Source organism: Brevundimonas halotolerans, from assembly GCF_003730275.1.
Lineage (GTDB): Bacteria > Pseudomonadota > Alphaproteobacteria > Caulobacterales > Caulobacteraceae > Brevundimonas > Brevundimonas halotolerans.
This window is the reverse complement of the sequence record NZ_QTTA01000024.1, coordinates 62,661-79,488: the sequence shown is the minus strand read 5'-3', so window position 1 is coordinate 79,488 and position 16,828 is coordinate 62,661. Positions and strand designations below refer to the sequence as shown.

The 16,828-nt window shown below is 67.2% G+C and carries 15 protein-coding genes; 11 read left to right on the top strand and 4 right to left on the bottom strand.

The annotated features are described in order from the left end of the window. The first annotated feature begins 2 nt into the window (after positions 1–2). The 8 genes from EG854_RS12890 to EG854_RS12855 all read left to right on the top strand — a co-directional run bounded on the left by EG854_RS12890 (position 3) and on the right by EG854_RS12855 (position 8,812). Entirely contained in the window at positions 3–482 is a 480-nt protein-coding gene (locus EG854_RS12890; protein WP_123288534.1) for an ExbD/TolR family protein, read from the top strand. A 3-nt stretch (positions 483–485) separates the two neighbouring features. Beyond that, complete coding sequence (locus EG854_RS12885) at positions 486–1,265, top strand: hypothetical protein (RefSeq protein ID WP_123288533.1); 780 nt, start codon at positions 486–488, stop codon at positions 1,263–1,265. 178 nt (positions 1,266–1,443) lie between these two features. Beyond that, entirely contained in the window at positions 1,444–2,832 is a 1,389-nt protein-coding gene (gene tolB / locus EG854_RS12880; protein WP_375782305.1) for a Tol-Pal system beta propeller repeat protein TolB, read from the top strand. 146 nt (positions 2,833–2,978) lie between these two features. Further along, positions 2,979–3,530 (top strand): peptidoglycan-associated lipoprotein Pal, encoded by a 552-nt coding sequence (gene pal / locus EG854_RS12875; RefSeq protein WP_123288532.1) that lies wholly within the window; start codon positions 2,979–2,981, stop codon positions 3,528–3,530. A 145-nt stretch (positions 3,531–3,675) separates the two neighbouring features. Further along, positions 3,676–4,554 (top strand): tol-pal system protein, encoded by an 879-nt coding sequence (locus EG854_RS12870; RefSeq protein WP_241153285.1) that lies wholly within the window; start codon positions 3,676–3,678, stop codon positions 4,552–4,554. An 83-nt stretch (positions 4,555–4,637) separates the two neighbouring features. Next, positions 4,638–5,825, top strand: a complete 1,188-nt coding sequence (gene tilS, locus EG854_RS12865) for a tRNA lysidine(34) synthetase TilS (RefSeq protein ID WP_206423414.1) — start codon at positions 4,638–4,640, stop codon at positions 5,823–5,825. A 67-nt stretch (positions 5,826–5,892) separates the two neighbouring features. Further along, complete coding sequence (gene ftsH, locus EG854_RS12860) at positions 5,893–7,848, top strand: ATP-dependent zinc metalloprotease FtsH (protein WP_241153283.1); 1,956 nt, start codon at positions 5,893–5,895, stop codon at positions 7,846–7,848. 4 nt (positions 7,849–7,852) lie between these two features. Further along, positions 7,853–8,812: an alpha/beta fold hydrolase gene (locus tag EG854_RS12855; protein WP_123288531.1), complete on the top strand. Its 960-nt coding sequence runs from the start codon at positions 7,853–7,855 to the stop codon at positions 8,810–8,812. Here the strand turns inward: EG854_RS12855 and EG854_RS12850 are convergent. Genes EG854_RS12850 through EG854_RS12835 form a run of 4 tightly spaced genes read right to left on the bottom strand, consistent with a single transcriptional unit; the run spans position 8,809 to position 12,602 of the window. Then, positions 8,809–9,789, bottom strand: coding sequence for an LLM class flavin-dependent oxidoreductase (locus EG854_RS12850; protein WP_123288530.1), 981 nt, complete (start codon positions 9,787–9,789; stop codon positions 8,809–8,811). The genes EG854_RS12855 and EG854_RS12850 overlap by 4 nt on opposite strands. 54 nt (positions 9,790–9,843) lie before the next feature. Continuing rightward, a complete protein-coding gene (locus EG854_RS12845) occupies positions 9,844–10,773 on the bottom strand; it encodes a pirin family protein (protein WP_123288529.1) in 930 nt (309 codons plus the stop codon). Next, on the bottom strand, positions 10,773–12,089 hold the full coding sequence (locus EG854_RS12840) for an SMP-30/gluconolactonase/LRE family protein (RefSeq protein WP_123288528.1): 1,317 nt from the start codon (positions 12,087–12,089) through the stop codon (positions 10,773–10,775). The genes EG854_RS12845 and EG854_RS12840 overlap by 1 nt, the downstream gene beginning before the upstream one ends. Before the next feature lie 24 nt (positions 12,090–12,113). After that, complete coding sequence (locus EG854_RS12835) at positions 12,114–12,602, bottom strand: Lrp/AsnC family transcriptional regulator (protein ID WP_123288527.1); 489 nt, start codon at positions 12,600–12,602, stop codon at positions 12,114–12,116. 143 nt (positions 12,603–12,745) lie between these two features. Here EG854_RS12835 and EG854_RS12830 point away from each other — a divergent pair, with 143 nt between their 5' ends. The 3 genes from EG854_RS12830 to EG854_RS12820 are packed head-to-tail and all read left to right on the top strand — an operon-like array spanning position 12,746 to position 16,776. Continuing rightward, positions 12,746–13,978 (top strand): thiamine pyrophosphate-dependent enzyme, encoded by a 1,233-nt coding sequence (locus EG854_RS12830; protein ID WP_123288526.1) that lies wholly within the window; start codon positions 12,746–12,748, stop codon positions 13,976–13,978. A gap of 3 nt (positions 13,979–13,981) precedes the next feature. After that, positions 13,982–15,103 carry an alpha-ketoacid dehydrogenase subunit beta gene (locus EG854_RS12825; protein ID WP_123288525.1) on the top strand — a complete coding sequence of 374 codons (1,122 nt, stop codon included), beginning with the start codon at positions 13,982–13,984 and terminating at the stop codon, positions 15,101–15,103. A gap of 2 nt (positions 15,104–15,105) precedes the next feature. Further along, complete coding sequence (locus EG854_RS12820; protein ID WP_123288524.1) at positions 15,106–16,776, top strand: 2-oxo acid dehydrogenase subunit E2; 1,671 nt, start codon at positions 15,106–15,108, stop codon at positions 16,774–16,776. Positions 16,777–16,828 lie beyond the last annotated feature (52 nt).

The following is a 16,828-nucleotide window of genomic DNA, read 5'->3' as shown; positions in this document are numbered from 1 at the left end:
CCATGGCCATGGGAGGACCCGGCGGAGGCGGCCACGTGCGGGGCCGCAGACGCGCCCGCAAACGCCCGCTGAGCGAGATCAACGTCACGCCGCTGGTCGATGTGATGCTGGTGCTGCTGATCATCTTCATGATCTCGGCGCCGCTGCTGACGGTGGCGGTGCCCGTCGACCTGCCCGAGACCGAGGCCAGCGCGGTTGAGTCCACGCAGGAACCGGTGACGGTCTCGATCAATTCGGCCGGGACGATTTTCGTGGGTGAGCGCGAGGTGGCGTTCGACAGCCTGATCGGGGCGGTGCTGGACGACGGCGGGGCCGATGCCCGCGAGCGGCCGCTGTTCCTCAGGGCCGACGCCCAGGTGCCCTATCAGGCGGTCGCCCGGGTGATGGCGCGGCTGTCGGCCAATGGCTTCGTCAAGCTGAACCTGATCACCGACACGGCCGGAAATACCGCCGCGGCCGAGCCGGTCGAGAGCGACCTCTGAGTCATGGCCAACGGCGCGCCTTCCTTCCTCGGATCGGTCCTGCTGCACGCAGGGGTGATCGGCCTGGCCCTGATCGCCTGGCCGAAGGAGGCGGATGCCCCGCGCGAGATGATGGCCACCGTGCCAGTGTCCATCGTGTCGGAAATGACGGTGCTGGCCGCCGCGCCCGACAATCCCGCCGATGAGCTGATCACCGAGGACGGGTCCAGTTCGCCGGAACTGCCGGCCGAGGTCCTGCCCGAGCCGGTTCCCGAGGCCCCGCCGACGCCCCGGCCCGATCCCGCCCCACGTCCGACGCCCCGGCCCCAGGCGGAGCAACCCCGAACACCGCCCCGCCAGCCGCCGTCACCGCCCCAGCGCCCGACGCCCCCGCGCGAGGAGCCGGGACTGAACCTCGGCGAACTGTCCGAGCGGCCGCAACGGGGCACGACGTCGGGCCGTCCCTCGACGGGCGACAGCGGGGCGGGACAGGCCCCGCGCGCCATGGGGCGGGCCGACCTGAATTCGGTTGGCACTCAAGTGACACCAAACTGGAACCCACCGTGCCACTTGCCCGGCATTGATGAGGTTTCCCTGAGGGTTCAGGTCCGCATGTCGGAAGACGGGCGCCTCATTGGCTCGCCGCGCGTCCTGAATCCTCGCAGCGATGCCACGGGTCGGGCCGCGTCTGACAGCATTCTTCGCGCCATTCGGATTCCGCCGCGCTACCGGATGCCCGTCGGCTATGAAGAGCAGGATTTCATCCTCACCTTCCCGCTGGAGCAGGCCTGTCGCAACCGCTGACCCGGCGGGTCGTTGACCCTGTGACGTTCAGCCTTCGTCAGGACGTCATGATCAAAGATGACAATCGCGTGGGCGGCGCGGTCATGGCCTGAAAGTCGCCTCAATCGCGCACATGGTGGCGACAGGACATAGGGTGGCGCTAACGTCGCGCCGCCCGGTATTGAGTTCGGAGGAACGCATGGGTTTCAAGCGGCGGATGCAGTCGGCGACCGGTATCGGGGCCACCCTTGGCCTTGGCCTGGCGCTGGCTATGGGCGCGCCCCAGGTCGCCCTGGCGCAGGAACCGGCTCCGCTTCAGGAAGTGATCGTCAGCGAGGGCGTGCTGCGCCCCTTGCCGATCGCTGTGGTCGGCTTCACCGGTCAGTACGGGAACGATATTTCCGGGGTTATTCGCGGCAATCTGCGCCGCTCGGGCTTCTTCGACCCGCTGAACCCGGCCAGCTTCATCGAGACCGGCCTGTCGCTGGCCAATCAGCCGACCTTTCCGCAGTGGACCTCGATCGGCGCCGAAGTGGTGCTGTATGGCTCGGTGACGCCGCGTCCGGATGGCAGGAACGACGTCGGTTTCCGCCTCTACGACACCTATCGGGAATGCCAGCTGGTCAGCTATCAGTTCACGGCCACGCCCGAGCAGTGGCGCCGCATCGCGCACAAGATTTCCGACGTCGTCTATCAACGCATGACGGGCGAGAGCGGCTTCTTTGACACGCGCGTGATCTATGTGGCCGAGAGCGGGACCCAGCTGAACCGGCTCAGCCGCCTCGCGATTGTGGATCAGGACGGCTACAATCCCGTCTTCCTGACGCAGGGCGACGAAGTGATCATGTCGCCGCGCTTTTCGACCTCGAACCCGGACGAGGTCACCTATGTGGCGCTGGGCCAGGATTACAGCCGCATCTATCTGAAGAATCTGTCGACCGGCAGAACCGAGTCGCTGGGCGAATTCGACGGTCAGGTGCTGGCGCCGCGCTATTCCAATGACGGGTCAAAGGTCGCCTTTTCGATCATTCGCGGCGGCAATACCGACGTCTATACGATGGACCTGCGCTCGCGCGAGCTGCGCCGCCTGACCAGCGATCCCGGCATCGACACCTCGCCCAGCTTCTCGCCGGATAACCGACGACTGGTGTTCACCTCGGACCGGTCGGGGTCGGCGCGCCTGTATGTCATGAACGCGGACGGGTCCGGCCAGCGGCCAATCTCGCGCGGCGGGGGCTCCTATACGGCGCCGTCGTGGAGCCCGCGCGGCGACCTGATCGCCTTTACCAAGCAGCAGGGCGGGCAGTTCCACATCGGCGTCATGGGCACCGATGGCACGGGCGAGCGCATCCTGTCGTCCAGCTATTTCGAGGAAGGTCCGTCCTGGGCTCCGAACGGCCGCTACATCATGTTCGCTCGCCAGACGCGCGGCGGCGATACCCGGCTGTGGACGGTCGATCTGTCGGGCCGGGTGATCGCCCAGGCCGGCTACGACGGACGCGGCTCCAGCCCCGCCTGGTCGCCCCTGCTGGACGCGCCGCCCGCCAACCTCGGCTATGGCCAGGCGCCCGACAGCTGTCCCAGCTGACCGGCGAAATAGCCTCACAGGAGAATCCCCGAACCCTTCGGATCAACTGTGCGTTATCGCTGCTATCTGAACGTTCTGCGTTCAGATAGCGCTTCACAATCGTCAAGCTTGCCAGGTGACCTGGCGGCAACGTCAAGGAGAGCCTCATGATCAAATCCCGTGTCCTTCGCCTGGCCCTTGTCGGCGTGGCCGTCAGCGCCATGGCCGCCTGCGCCCGTCCCGCCGAGGCCCCCGGCCCCATCACCGACAACGGCGGTACCCAGCCCGGCAACAACACCACCTATCCGGATCGTCCGGTCACCGGCGGTGAGATGGGCGCTGCGCGTCCCGGCTCGGCCGAGGAGTTCGCCAACACCATCGGCGACCGCGTCTATTTCGACCTCGACAGCTATTCGATCCGTCCCGAGGCCTATCCGCGTCTGAACCAGCAGGCCGCCTGGCTGCGCCAGTATCCGGCGGTCACCATCCGCATCGAAGGCAATGCCGATGAGCGCGGCACGGCCGAATACAACCTGGCCCTGGGTGCACGCCGCGCCGAGGCCGTGCGGGCCTATCTGGTCCAGCAGGGCGTGGCCGCCTCGCGCATCGACACCATCAGCTTCGGCAAGGAGCGTCCGATCGCGCAAGGCTCGAATGAGGAGTCGTGGGCCCGCAACCGCAACGCCCACACCGCCATCGTGTCCGGCGCCGTCCGCTGATGCGGGCTGCCTGACGGCAGGGTAAGCGAGGGGGCGTGTCCGGTGGGCATGCCCCCTTTCGCTGAGAGTTTTCGCCTGACGGGGTCAGGCTGTGTAAGGGTGGCGTGCCTTGTCGAGGCCGCAAATCCGTGGAACGAGATCCGTCATGTTCAAGTTTTTCTCTCGTCTGATGCGCGTCCGGCCGGCCCCGGGCAAACCGGCGGCAGGCCTTGCGCTGCTGGCCTTTGTCGGCGCGACCCTGCTGGCCAGTCCGACCGTCGCCCAGTCCACCGAGGGCGAGCCGATCATCTGGGATGCACGCCGGCTGAGTACGCTGGAGCGCAATGTCCGACGGATCGAGCGGGCCCTGTTCCAGCGCAATTCTTCGGGACAGCCCTTCATCATGGAGCCCGACCCCGAGGTCGTGGCCCTGCAGGGGCAGATGGGCAGCGTCGACACCCGCCTGTCCGACGTCGAACGGACCCTGCAGCGCATGAATGGCGATATCGAGCGCCTGACCTTTGCGCTGGACGAGACCGAGCGTGAGAATACCCAACTGCGGCGTCAGCTGACCGATGCGGAGGCTCGCATTGCCGAGCTGGAGTCGGCCGCTCGCCTCGAAGCCGAGCTCAATGCACCGATCGAGCCAAATTCCCCGAGCGGCACGGCCGGCGGTGACCTGCGGGCTGCCGATCGTCTGATGGCCCAGGACAACCGCCGGGGTGCGCGGGCCTATGAGGTCCTCTTGGTCACCTGGCCGGATGCGCCCGAGGCGCGGCTGGCGGCCGTGCGTCTGGCCGATCTCTATCTGGCCGATGATGCCGCGGCGGCCGTGCCCCTCTATGCGCAGGCGCTGAGCGGCTGGCCGACCGAGCCCTGGGCGGCCAAGGCTACGGTCGATCTGGCCCAGGCGCTGGTGGCGACCGACCGCAACACCCAGGCCTGTGCGGCCCTGACGGACTTCAATCGCCGCTATGCCGAGACGGCGCCGGCGGCGCTGAAGACCCGTGCCACCTCGGTCCGGACCGGGGCCGGCTGCCGCTGAGCCAGCCCCTGACCGCGCTGGCGGCGCGCGCGAAGGCGGCGCTGACCGCGCGCCTTCTGGCGAATGACCCCGCACCGGTCGCGGTGGCCATATCGGGCGGCGGGGATTCGGTTGCCCTGCTGCATCTGGCGCGTGAGTGGGCGGTTGCGCATGGCCGGTCGCTGGCCGTTCTGCATGTCGATCACGGCCTGAACCCCGACAGTCGCGTCTGGCATGACCGCGTGCGGGACATGGCCGGGCGGCTTGGCACGGAGTTTCACGGCGCGCGTTGGGAGGGGCCCTGGCCTGACACAGGCCTGCCCGCCGCCGCCCGCGCGGCCCGTCATGCGCGGCTGGCCGATATGGCCCTTACGGTCGGAGCGCGGGTCATCCTGACCGGTCACACCGCCGATGATGTCGCCGAGGGCCGCTGGATGCAGGCGGAGGGCTCGACGCTCGGGACCCTGCGCGACTGGAGCCCGTCGCCGGCCTGGCCCGAAGGACGGGGCCTGATGCTGCTGCGGCCCTTGCTGGGAGAGCAGCGGGCCGCTCTGCGCGACTGGCTGACGGCGCAGCGGATCGACTGGATCGAGGATCCGGCCAACTCCGACCTGCGCTATGGCCGCAGCCGGGCCCGGCGGGCGCTGGCGGCGGGCGAGCGGGCCCCTGTTCCGCAACAGGACAGGTCGCTGAGGACAGCCGGCATTTCGGCGGACGAATGGGGTGTCATCTGCATGCCCCGCGACACCGAGCCGAGAGCGCTGGCCTTTGGACTGGTCGTTGCCGGGGGCGGCATGCGCCCCCCACGGGGCGACCGGCTGGCGCGTCTGGGCCAGCGGATTGCGGCGGGTGAGAATTTCACGGCGGGCCTTGCCGGGGCCCGACTGATCGCGGAGGCCGAGGGCCTGACTCTTGTGCGGGAGGCGGGCGACTATCGCCGCAGGGGTGAGCCGGTCATCGACCTGATCCCCGGCGTCGAGGCGGTCTGGGACGGGCGCTTCGCCCTGACGGTGGACGAGCCCGGCTGGCGCGTCGCGCCGCTTTCGGGCCGGGCGGCGCGACTGGATGGCCATGACCGTACCGTTCTGGCGGGTCTGCCAGCGGCGGTGCGACCGGGCCTGCCTGTGCTCATTCGGGACGATGAAACGGGACCGGTTCTTGCACAGTCGAGGGCCCGGGTTGAGGCTCTGGCCGCGTGTCGGCTGGCGCTCGGCCTGGGGCAGGTTAAGCATGAGGCCGATTTGAAGTGTCGCAGGGAATGGCGCACGGATGGACGAGCCCCTATTTTGTGACGATACACAGTCCGGGCGACCGGGCCGGGCGGCTCCAGACGGGGTTGCGCCATAGACTGAGGAACACATGAACCTTCGCAGATTCGCCGTCGTCGGCATGATCATCCTGGGGATGCTGGCCATCTATGCCGCCATGAGTCAGGGCGGTGGCGCCCTGTCCGGCAAGGAAGGCGAGGCGGGCAGCAATGCCCCGCCGGAGGAGATCACCTATTCGCAGCTGCTGACCGCGATCGAGCAGGACCGCATCAAGGCCGTGGAGGTCCAGGGCGAAACCCTGACCGGCCAGTTCAGCGACGACACCCGGTTTGAATCCGTGACGCCGATGCCGAACGCCGATCTGATCGCTCAAATTCAGGCGACCGGCGCCGAGGTTCAGGTCAAGTCGATGCGCCAGCCGCTGTGGATGAGCATTCTGCTGGGACTGCTGCCGATCTTTGTGCTGGTCGGTCTGTTCCTGCTGATCACCCGCCAGATGCAGGGCGGGGCGCGCGGCGCCATGGGCTTTGGCAAGTCCAAGGCCAAGCTGTTGACCGAGCACAAGGGCCGCAAGACCTTTGCCGACGTCGCCGGTGTCGATGAGGCCAAGGACGAGCTGCAGGAGGTCGTCGACTTCCTGAAGGACCCGGGCAAGTTCCAGCGTCTGGGCGGCAAGATTCCCAAGGGCGCCCTGCTGGTCGGCCCTCCGGGTACCGGCAAGACCCTGTTGGCGCGCGCCGTGGCCGGTGAGGCGGGCGTGCCCTTCTTCTCCATCTCGGGCTCGGACTTCGTCGAGATGTTCGTCGGCGTCGGCGCCAGCCGCGTGCGCGACATGTTCGAACAGGCCAAGAAGAATGCGCCCTGCATCATCTTCATCGACGAGATCGATGCCGTGGGCCGTCACCGGGGTGCAGGGCTCGGCGGCGGCAATGACGAGCGCGAGCAGACGCTGAACCAGCTGCTGGTCGAGATGGACGGCTTTGAGTCGAACGAAGGCATCATCCTGATCGCGGCGACCAACCGGCCCGACGTTCTGGACCCGGCCCTGCTGCGTCCCGGCCGTTTCGACCGTCAGGTGGTGGTGCCGAACCCCGACGTGTCGGGTCGTGAGAAAATCCTTCGCGTCCACATGAAGGATGTGCCGCTGGCCGCTGACGTCAACGTCAAGACGCTGGCGCGCGGCACGCCCGGCTTCTCGGGCGCGGACCTGGCCAATCTGGTCAATGAGGCGGCCCTGCTGGCGGCCCGCAAGGACCGCAAGATGGTCACCCACCGCGATTTCGAGGACGCGAAGGACAAGGTCATGATGGGCGCCGAGCGCAAGTCCATGGCCATGAACGAGGAAGAAAAGCGCCTGACCGCCTATCACGAGGCCGGTCACGCCATCGTCGCCATCAACGTCAAGATGGCCGACCCGGTGCACAAGGCCACCATCGTGCCGCGCGGCCGGGCGCTGGGCATGGTGATGCAGCTGCCGGAAGGCGACCGCTATTCGATGAAGCACCAGCAGATGATCGACCGCATCGCCATCATGGCCGGCGGCCGGGTCGCCGAGGAGCTGATCTTCGGCAAGGAGAACATCACCTCGGGCGCCAGTTCCGATATCGAGCAGGCGACCAAGCTGGCCCGCGCCATGGTCACCCGCTGGGGCTTTTCGGAAAAGCTGGGCACGGTGGCCTACGGCGAGAACCAGGAAGAGGTGTTCCTCGGCCATTCGGTGGCGCGCAGCCAGAACGTCTCGGAAGAGACGGCCCGCATCATCGATGAAGAGGTCAAGCGGATCGTCACCGAGGGCTGGAATGCCGCCCGCAAGATCCTGAAGGCCAAGGCCAAGGACCACGAAACCCTGTCGCAGGCGCTCCTGGAGTTCGAGACCCTGTCGGGCGACGAGATTCTGGCCTTGCTGAAGGAAGGCAAGCGCCCGGATCGCGACGGCGAGAACGATCCGACGCCGGGGCCGTCGGTCTCGGTGCCGGTGACGCCGGTCACCGAGGTGCCGGTGCCCGAGGCCGCGCCCAGGCCCGAACAGCCGACGACGGTCCACTAGGGCCGTGCAGACCCGCCGGATCGCCACCGACGGCCTGACGCAGTCCGTGATCGAGGCGGGCCAGGGGCCGCTGGTGTTGCTGATCCACGGCTTTCCCGAGCTGGGGATCAGCTGGCGGGCGCAAGTTGAGGCGCTGGCGGAGGCCGGCTGGCATGCCGTGGCGCCCGACATGCGGGGCTATGGCGGGACGGACAAGCCCGAAGGGGTGGACCAGCACACCCTTCTGCATCTGGTCGGCGACATGGTCGATCTGGTGCGGGCGCTGGGTCATGAGACCTGTGTCGTGGTCGGTCATGACTGGGGCGCGCCGGTCGCCTGGCATTGCGCCCTGATGCGGCCTGACATGTTCCGGGCGGTGGCGGGGCTGAGCGTGCCGTTCCAGCCGCGCCGGCCCGGCGGGCCGCCGATCCCGGCCATGAAGGCGATCACCAAACGGGCGGGGCTGGGCGATCTTTATATCGTCCGCTTTCAGGACCCGGATGCCCATGCGCCGCTGGAGGCCGATCCCGGGACGGCGCTTCGCAAGATGTTCTGGGCCTATGACGGGGCGACCGCGTCCGGGGACCGACACACCGGGTTCCTGCAGCCCGGCGTGAGCATGATCGACAGCATTGCGGACCATGCCGTCCTGCCGCCGTGGATGTCGGCGGAGCATTTCGCGGAGTATGTCGCGGCCTTTGCTGCGGGCGGATTTGCGGGGCCGCTGAACTGGTATCGGGCGCTGGACCTGAACTGGTCGCTGACGGCCTGGCTGCAGGACCGCCGCATCAGCGTGCCGTCGCTGTTCATTGTCGGCGAGAACGACCCTGTGCGCCATTACGCCGGACCGGCCGAGGCGGGTCTGAAGGACTGGCTGACCGACCTGCGTGGCCAGCACGAGATTGCGAGCGCCGGCCACTGGATCCAGCAGGAGCGGCCCGAGGCCGTGAACCGCCTGCTGCTGGACTTCTTGGCTAAGCTCTAGGCCGCGGCCTCGGCGGTGATTTCCAGACTGCGCAGCCGCGCATCCAGATCGTGGATCATGCCGGTGACCATGATCTCATCGACATGCGTCAGGGCCCGGAAGTCCTTGAGGGATTTCCGCACCGTCTCGCCGTCGCCGATGGCGGCATAGGTCAGGCGGCTGTCGACCGCGGCGCGTTCCTGCGCGGTCAGGACGGTGGCGATGTCGTCGACCGGGGGTTTGAGGCGGCCGGGCGTGCCCCGCACCACATTGGCAAAGGCCATCTGCATTGAGGTCGCCAGCCGCTGCGCCTCGGCCGTGGTGTCGGCGGCAAAGACATTGATGACGGCCATGGCGTGGGGTTGCTCCAGTGCCTTCGACGGGCGGAATCCCTCGCGGTAAATCTTGAGCGCCGGCAGCAGCAGTTCCGGGGCGAAATGGCTGGCGAAGACAAAGGGCAGGCCCAGCTGGGCGGCCAGTTCCGCGCTGAACAGGCTGGAACCCAGCAGCCACAGGGGGACGTTCGAGCCCTGACCCGGCCAGGCCGCGACCCGCTGGCCCTCCACCGCCGGGGCCAGATAGGCCTGCAGCTCCAGCACATCCTGCGGAAACCGGTCTGCCCCGTCGAAATAGCGGCGCAGCGCCCGCGCGGTTGGACCGTCCGTGCCCGGAGCACGTCCAAGGCCGAGATCGATCCGGCCGGGATAGAGGGCATCCAGCGTGCCGAAGGCCTCGGCCACCATCAAGGGCGCATGGTTGGGCAGCATGATGCCGCCGGCGCCGACGCGGATGGTGCTTGTCTGGCTGGCGACATGGCCGATGGCCACGGCGGTCGCGGCCGAGGCAATGCCCGGCATATTGTGATGCTCGGCCAGCCAGAAGCGGGTGTAGCCCAGCCGCTCGGCGGTCCGGGCCAGACGGGCGGATTCGGTAAGGGCGCGGGCGGCGTCACCCCCTTCGACGACGGGTGACAGATCGAGAACGGACAGGGCTGACATGCCCTTCAGATCGTCATCCCGGGGCGGCGTTCAAGGTGCGACGCCGCTTGCGGGTCAGACCGGATGCGTCGGACCGGGCTTGTCCGAAGTCTCCGAGATCGACGGTGTGTCTGGCAGGGGGATGAATTCGTGGTCGTCATCTTTCGGCAGGACCATGCGTCCGGCCTTCCAGTCGGCCTTGGCCTGATCCAGACGGGCCTGGCTTGAGGCCACGAAATTCCACCAGATCAGCCGCTGACCCACCGGCTCGCCGCCCATGACCATGACGGTCGAGGGACGGATGGCCTTGATAGTCGGCTCGGCGGTGGGCTCGATCACCACCAACTGCCCTTCACCAAAGGTGCGGTCGCCGACGTCGATCTCGCCCCGGACGATATAGAGGGCCCGCTCGCTCATGCCGCCCGCGCCCTTGCCGAGCGGCGGCGCCGTGCGGACGCCCTCGGCCAGCTCCCAGTGCACATAGAAGAGCGGCGACGACACCGGCACGGCGGCCCGGGCGCCATAGGCCTCGCCCGCGACCAGACGGGCATAGAGGCCGGCATTGTCATAGGTGGGCTGGTCGTCCTCGCCGTGGTGATGGAAGGCCGGGGCGGTCTCTTCCAGTTCGTCGGGAAGGGCGATCCAGGCCTGCATGCCGTGCATGGGGCCGCCGGTCGAGCGCTTCAGCGGATCGGTGCGCTCGGAATGGACGATGCCCTTTCCGGCCGTCATCCAGTTGACCTCGCCCGGGCGGATCGGCTGGCTGTAGCCCAGATTGTCGCGGTGATGGATCTCGCCCTCGAACAGATAAGTCAGGGTCGACAGGCCGATATGGGGGTGGGGCCGCACATTGACGCCCTCGGCGCCCGGCGCGAACTCGGCCGGGCCCATATGGTCCAGAAAGATGAAGGGGCCGACCATGCGGCGCGCATGGAAGGGCAGGATGCGCCCGACCTCGAACCCGCCGAGGTCCTTCTTGCGGGCCTCAATCACCATCTCGATCATCAGTCGTCCCCATGATCCAATTGCAGGCGGGCGATCCGGGCCGGAGCCGGGTCAGGCGCGACAAGGGCGCCGTCGGGTCCGAAATCGCTCCACTGCGAGCGTGAAACGAACACCAGTTCGCCGTTTAGCACCAGTCCCGTGGTCGGCTCATCCAGCTCTGGTAGATTGGCGGCCAGCACGGTGACTGTGTCGATGGCCCGTCCGTCTGCGCTCAGCGTCAGGCGTAGAACGCGCTGGGGCGCCACGCCGTTCTGGATGGCGTAGAGGCTGTCTCCATCAGTCATCAGGCCGTCAATCCCGATCAGAGAGGCGTGCGACGGGGCGGGGATGCGGGCCGGACTGCCACCTGTAAGGGGCACCTGCCACAGGCCAGAACTGTAGTCGGCCACGATTAAACGGTCCCCGATCACGACTATGCCTTGGGGAGACCCGAAGACGCCCGAGACGAACAGCGTCAGTTCGGATCGGGGAGAGTCCAGTCGGAAGATGTCCCCGGAATTGCTGTCGGCAACAAAGACCGAGCCGTCCGGGGCCAGCACCAGATCGCCAAAGGCACGGTCGTTTCCGTTCAGCGGCGGGTCGTAAACCCACATGACCTCTCCGGTCCCGGCGTCAATCTCCAGCAGGGTCGCGGCAAATCGGGGATTGTGTTCCTCGCCATAAATGGCGGGCGGAAGGGGTGTGGTGGTGGCCCACAGGATGCCGCGCTTGGCGTCCAGAGCCATTCCCAGAACCCCCGAAACCTCGGGATGAGGGCGCAGAAAAGGACTGATTGTGCCGTCTGGCGCCAGCGCGACAATCGTTCGCCCGGCAATCTGTGAGACCAGCCAGCGATCATGCGCCTCATCCCGGATGACGCTTTCCACGATGCTGGCACCCTCAATCTGGAAGAGGGTGGAGATGGCTTCGGATCCCACAGGTGTGCGGTTGGTCTCAATCTGATTGATGATCTGGCTGACCGCTTCGGCGTGATCGGGTCGGGCGCTGAGGTCAGCAAAGGCCTCGTCCCGGCTGAGGTTCAGGATCAGGCCCGCGTCGGCATAACGCCCATAATGGACAAGCGCTTCCCAGGGGTCGCCCATGGCCACGGCCAGCCGCGCCCGCAGGATCATCAAACCGGGATGGTTCGGGATCAGGCCATCGGCCTCCGCCAACAGGGCTGCGGCTGTTGTCAGATCGTCCACCTGGGCGGCCGCCAGACCTTCGGCGCGCAGACGGCGAAAGGCGGTGACATCGCTCTCGGCCTGCTGGGCAAATGCGTCGGGCGCATACAGGCCAAGTATCAGCCCCAGAACCAGTGCAATGGCATGACGCACGATGAGCCCCCTTGTCGCCGGTGCCTAGTTCACATGTGGACTGACGATGCCGAGCGGCAGGGCGGTGACGTTCTTGACGCCGCGCGTGACGATGTGGCTTTCGCAGTCCGAGACGATGCCGAGGGCCAGTAGCTTCTCGCGCAGGAATTTATCGAAGGCATGCATGTCGGAGGTGACGATCCGCAGCACATAGTCCTCGCGGCCGGTGATGGTGGCGCACTGGACCACTTCGGGCCAGTCGGCGACCGCCGCCTCGAAAATTTCCAGGTTCTGGGTCGAGGGCAGGTTCAGCTTGACGATGGCATAGACCTCGAAGTCGAGACCCAGCTTTTCGGCATCCAGCAGGGTGACCCGCTTGCGGATATAGCCGGTATCCTCCAGTCTCTTGATGCGCCGCCAGCAGGGCGAGGCCGACAGGCCCACCTTTTCGGCCACGTCGGCAACCGAAAGCCCGGCATCGTGTTGCAGGATGTCGAGGATGCGGGCGTCGATGGCGTCCAGTTCGTCGGCCAATGCATTTCTCCTGATCTTGTTTCGGCGCAATAAAATACCTTGATTAGGCGGAATGCAAGGTCGGATTTGAGCGAGCAATGAAAGATCGCCCGTGCTAGATCGCTGGGTGAGGAAACGCTGACGGATCAACTGACGGCAATCGCATGAAAAAGAATACCAAAGCCCTGTCCCTGCGGGTTCCCGAGCCTTCGGGCCGGCCCGGAGACACCCCGGACTTCAGCCATCTGAAGCTGGACGCTCCCGGCGCGGTCGCCCGGCCAGACGCGCTGAGCGACCACCACGAGATGCGCGACCTGGCCTTCCGGCTGGTGCGGGTGCTGGACGAGGACGGCACGGCCGTCGGTCCGTGGGATCCGAAGCTGGACCCCGAGACGCTGCGCAACGGCCTGAAGGCCATGATCCTGACGCGCGCCTTCGACGACCGGATGCACCGCGCCCACCGTCAGGGCAAGACCAGCTTCTACATGAAGTGCACGGGCGAAGAGGCCATCGCCGTGGCCCAGGGCATGATCCTGCCGCGCGAGGACATGGGCTTTCCCACCTATCGCCAGCAGGGCCTGTTGATCGCGCGAGGTTATCCGCTGGTCGACATGATGAACCAGATCTATTCGAACGCTTCGGACCCCATCAAGGGCCGCCAGCTGCCGATCATGTACTCCAGCCGCGACTATGGCTTCTTCACCATCTCGGGCAATCTGGGCACCCAGGTGCCGCAGGCCGTCGGCTGGGCCATGGCCTCGGCCTACAAGGGCGACGACAAGCTGGCCATCAGCTGGATTGGCGATGGCGCGACGGCCGAGGGCGATTTCCATAACGCCCTGACGTTCGCCGCCGTCTATCGCGCGCCGGTGATCCTCAACATCGTCAACAACCAGTGGGCCATCAGCTCCTTCCAGGGCATTGCCGGGGGGCTGGAGACCACCTTTGCCTCCAAGGCGATCGGCTATGGTCTGCCGGCGCTGCGCGTCGACGGCAATGACTTCCTGGCCGTCTGGGCCGCGACCCAGTGGGCCGAGGAGCGGGCGCGCGCCAACAGGGGCGCAACGGTCATCGAGCTGTTCACCTATCGCGGGGCGCCGCACTCGACCTCGGACGATCCCAGTCGCTATCGCCCGGGCGACGAGCACGAGAAATGGCCGCTGGGCGATCCGATCGCCCGTCTGAAGCAGCACCTGATCGCGCTGGGCGAATGGTCGGACGAACAGCAGGAGGCGGCCGAGAAAGACGCCGTCGAACAGGTCCGCGCGGCGGGCAAGGAGTCCGAGGCCATCGGCACGCTCGGCCAGTCGCGACCCAGTGTGAAGACCATGTTCGAGGATGTGTTCGCCACCGAGGACTGGCGTCTGGTCGAACAGCGTCGCGAAGTGGGGGTCTGAACCATGGTCGAGAAAACCTTCACCGAAGCCGACCGCAACGACGGCATCGAGCCCGACATGGTCGATCAGGGTCATGCGCCGAAGTCGACCACCGGCGGCAACGGCACGCTGCCGATGAACATGATCCAGGCGCTGAACTCGGCGCTGGACGCCAAGATGGCCGAGGACCCGAATGTGCTCTCGTTCGGCGAGGACGCGGGCTATTTCGGCGGCGTCTTCCGCGTCACCGACAAGCTGCAGGAAAAGCACGGCCTGACGCGCAGCTTCGACGCCCCGATCAGCGAATGCGGCATCGTCGCCGCCGCCATCGGCATGGGGGCCTATGGCCTCAGGCCCGTCGTCGAGATCCAGTTCGCCGACTACATCTATCCGGCCTATGACCAGATCGTCTCGGAGGCGGCCAAGCTGCGCTATCGCTCGGCCGGCATGTTCACCAGCCCGATCACGGTGCGCTCGCCCTATGGCGGCGGCATCTTCGGCGGCCAGACGCACAGCCAGAGCCCCGAAAGCCTGTTCACCCACATCGCCGGCCTGAAGGTCGTGGTGCCCAGCAACCCGTATGACGCCAAGGGTTTGCTGACCGCCTGTATCGAGGACGACGATCCGACCATCTTCTTCGAGCCGAAACGCCTCTACAACGGCCCGTTCGACGGCTGGCATGAAAAGCCGGTCTCGCCGTGGAAGGCCCAGGAGCTGGCCCAGGTCCCGGCCGAAAAATACACCGTGCCGCTGGGCAAGGCGCGCATCATGAAGGAAGGCGCCGACGTCACCATCCTGGCCTGGGGCACCATGGTCTGGGTGTCGCTGGCCGGGGCCGAGCATGCGGGCGTCGACGCCGAGGTGATCGACCTGCGCTCGCTGGTGCCGCTGGACATTGAGGCCATCGAGGCCTCGGTCAAAAAGACCGGTCGCTGCGTCATCGTCCACGAGGCGCCGAAAACGTCCGGATACGGAGCAGAACTGTCGGCTCTGGTGCAGGAGCGCTGTTTCTATCACCTTGAGGCGCCGATTGCGCGGGTCTGCGGCTGGGACACCCCCTATCCGCACGCCTTTGAGTGGGAATATTTCCCCGGCCCCGAACGGGTGGCCGAGGCCCTGAAATCGACCATGAACGGAGGGCGCTGAGCATGGGACGCTATGTGTTCAAACTGCCCGACGTGGGCGAAGGAACCGCCGAGGCCGAACTGGTCGGCTGGCACGTCAAGGTCGGGGACCGCGTCGAGGAAGGCCAGATCCTCGCCGACATCATGACCGACAAGGCGACCGTCGAACTGACCTCGCCCGTGGCCGGCACGGTGACCGCCGCCCACGGCGAACCCGGTCAGCAGCTGGCAGTCGGCTCGCCGCTGGTGGAGTTCGAGGTTGAGGGTGCGGGGAATGCGGCGGCGGCCGAGACCGCGCCGGCGCCTGCCAAGGCCACGCCAGCGCCCGAGCCGAAGGCCGAAGCGCCGAAGGTCGAGGCGGCGCCCGCCGCGGCTCCGGTTAGCGGCGCCAACTACGTCTTCAAGCTGCCCGACGTCGGTGAGGGCACGGCCGAGGCCGAGCTGGCCGGCTGGCACGTCAAGGTCGGGGACGCGGTCGAGGAAGACCAGATCATCGCCGACATCATGACCGACAAGGCGACCGTCGAGCTGACCAGCCCGGTCGCCGGCACAGTGGTCGCCCTGCACGGTGAACCCGGCCAGCAACTGGCCGTGGGTGGGCCGCTGGTGTCGTTCAAGGTTGAGGGCAAGGGGAATGTCGCGGCGGCTGCGCCTGCTTCCGCCCCCTCCACCGCTTCGCGGTCCCCCTCCCCCGTGAAGGACGGGGGAGGATCGAAATCCGTCGCCTCAGCTCCTCCCCCGCGTGCGGGGGAGGGGGACCCCGCGAAGCGGGGTGGAGGGGGCGAGGTTACCCGCACCCTGTCCGCGCGCAACGAACGCCCCCTGGCCTCGCCCGCCGTGCGCCAGCGCGCCCGCGATCTCGGGATCGAGCTGCAGTTCGTGCCCGGTTCCGGCCCGGCCGGGCGCATCGAGCATGGCGATCTCGACGCTTACGTCGCTTCGGGCAGCCGTGGATCGTCCGCCTCCGGATCATCGGCCTCGACCTATGCCCGGGCCGAGGGCACGACCGAGACCCGCATCATCGGCCTGCGCCGCAAGATCGCGGAGAAGATGGCCGAGAGCGTGCGTCGCATCCCGCACATCACCTATGTCGAGGAAATCGACATGACGGCGGTCGAGGAGCTGCGGGCGCATCTGAATACGACGCGCACCAAGGACCAGCCCAAGCTGAACGTCCTCCCCTTCATCGCCCGCGCGATCGTTGTGGCCCTGCGCGACCAGCCGACCATCAACAGCCACTATGACGACGAGGGCGGGGTGCTGACGACGCACAACGCCGTCCACCTGGGCATCGCGGCCCAGACCCCGAACGGCCTGATGGTCCCCGTCGTCCGCCACGCCGAGGCGCGCGATCCGTACGACACGGCGCTGGAGATCGCCCGCGTCTCGGGCGCGGCCAAGGACGGCTCGGCCAAACGCGACGAACTGTCGGGCTCGACCATCACCATCACCTCTCTGGGCACGCTGGGCGGGGTGGTCCACACCCCGATCATCAACCACCCCGAGGTCGCCATCGTCGGCCCCAACAAGATCGCCGAACGCGTGGTGGTCAAGGACGGGCAGATGGTCGTGCGCAAGATGATGAACCTGTCCTCCAGCTTCGATCACCGCATCGTCGACGGCCATGACGCGGCGGTGTTCGTGCAGCGCATCAAGGGGTTGCTGGAGCACCCGGCGACGCTGTGGATGGGGTGAGGGTATGAGACTGCGGAATCCTAAATCCCGCGTCATTGGCGCAGCGGTCAGC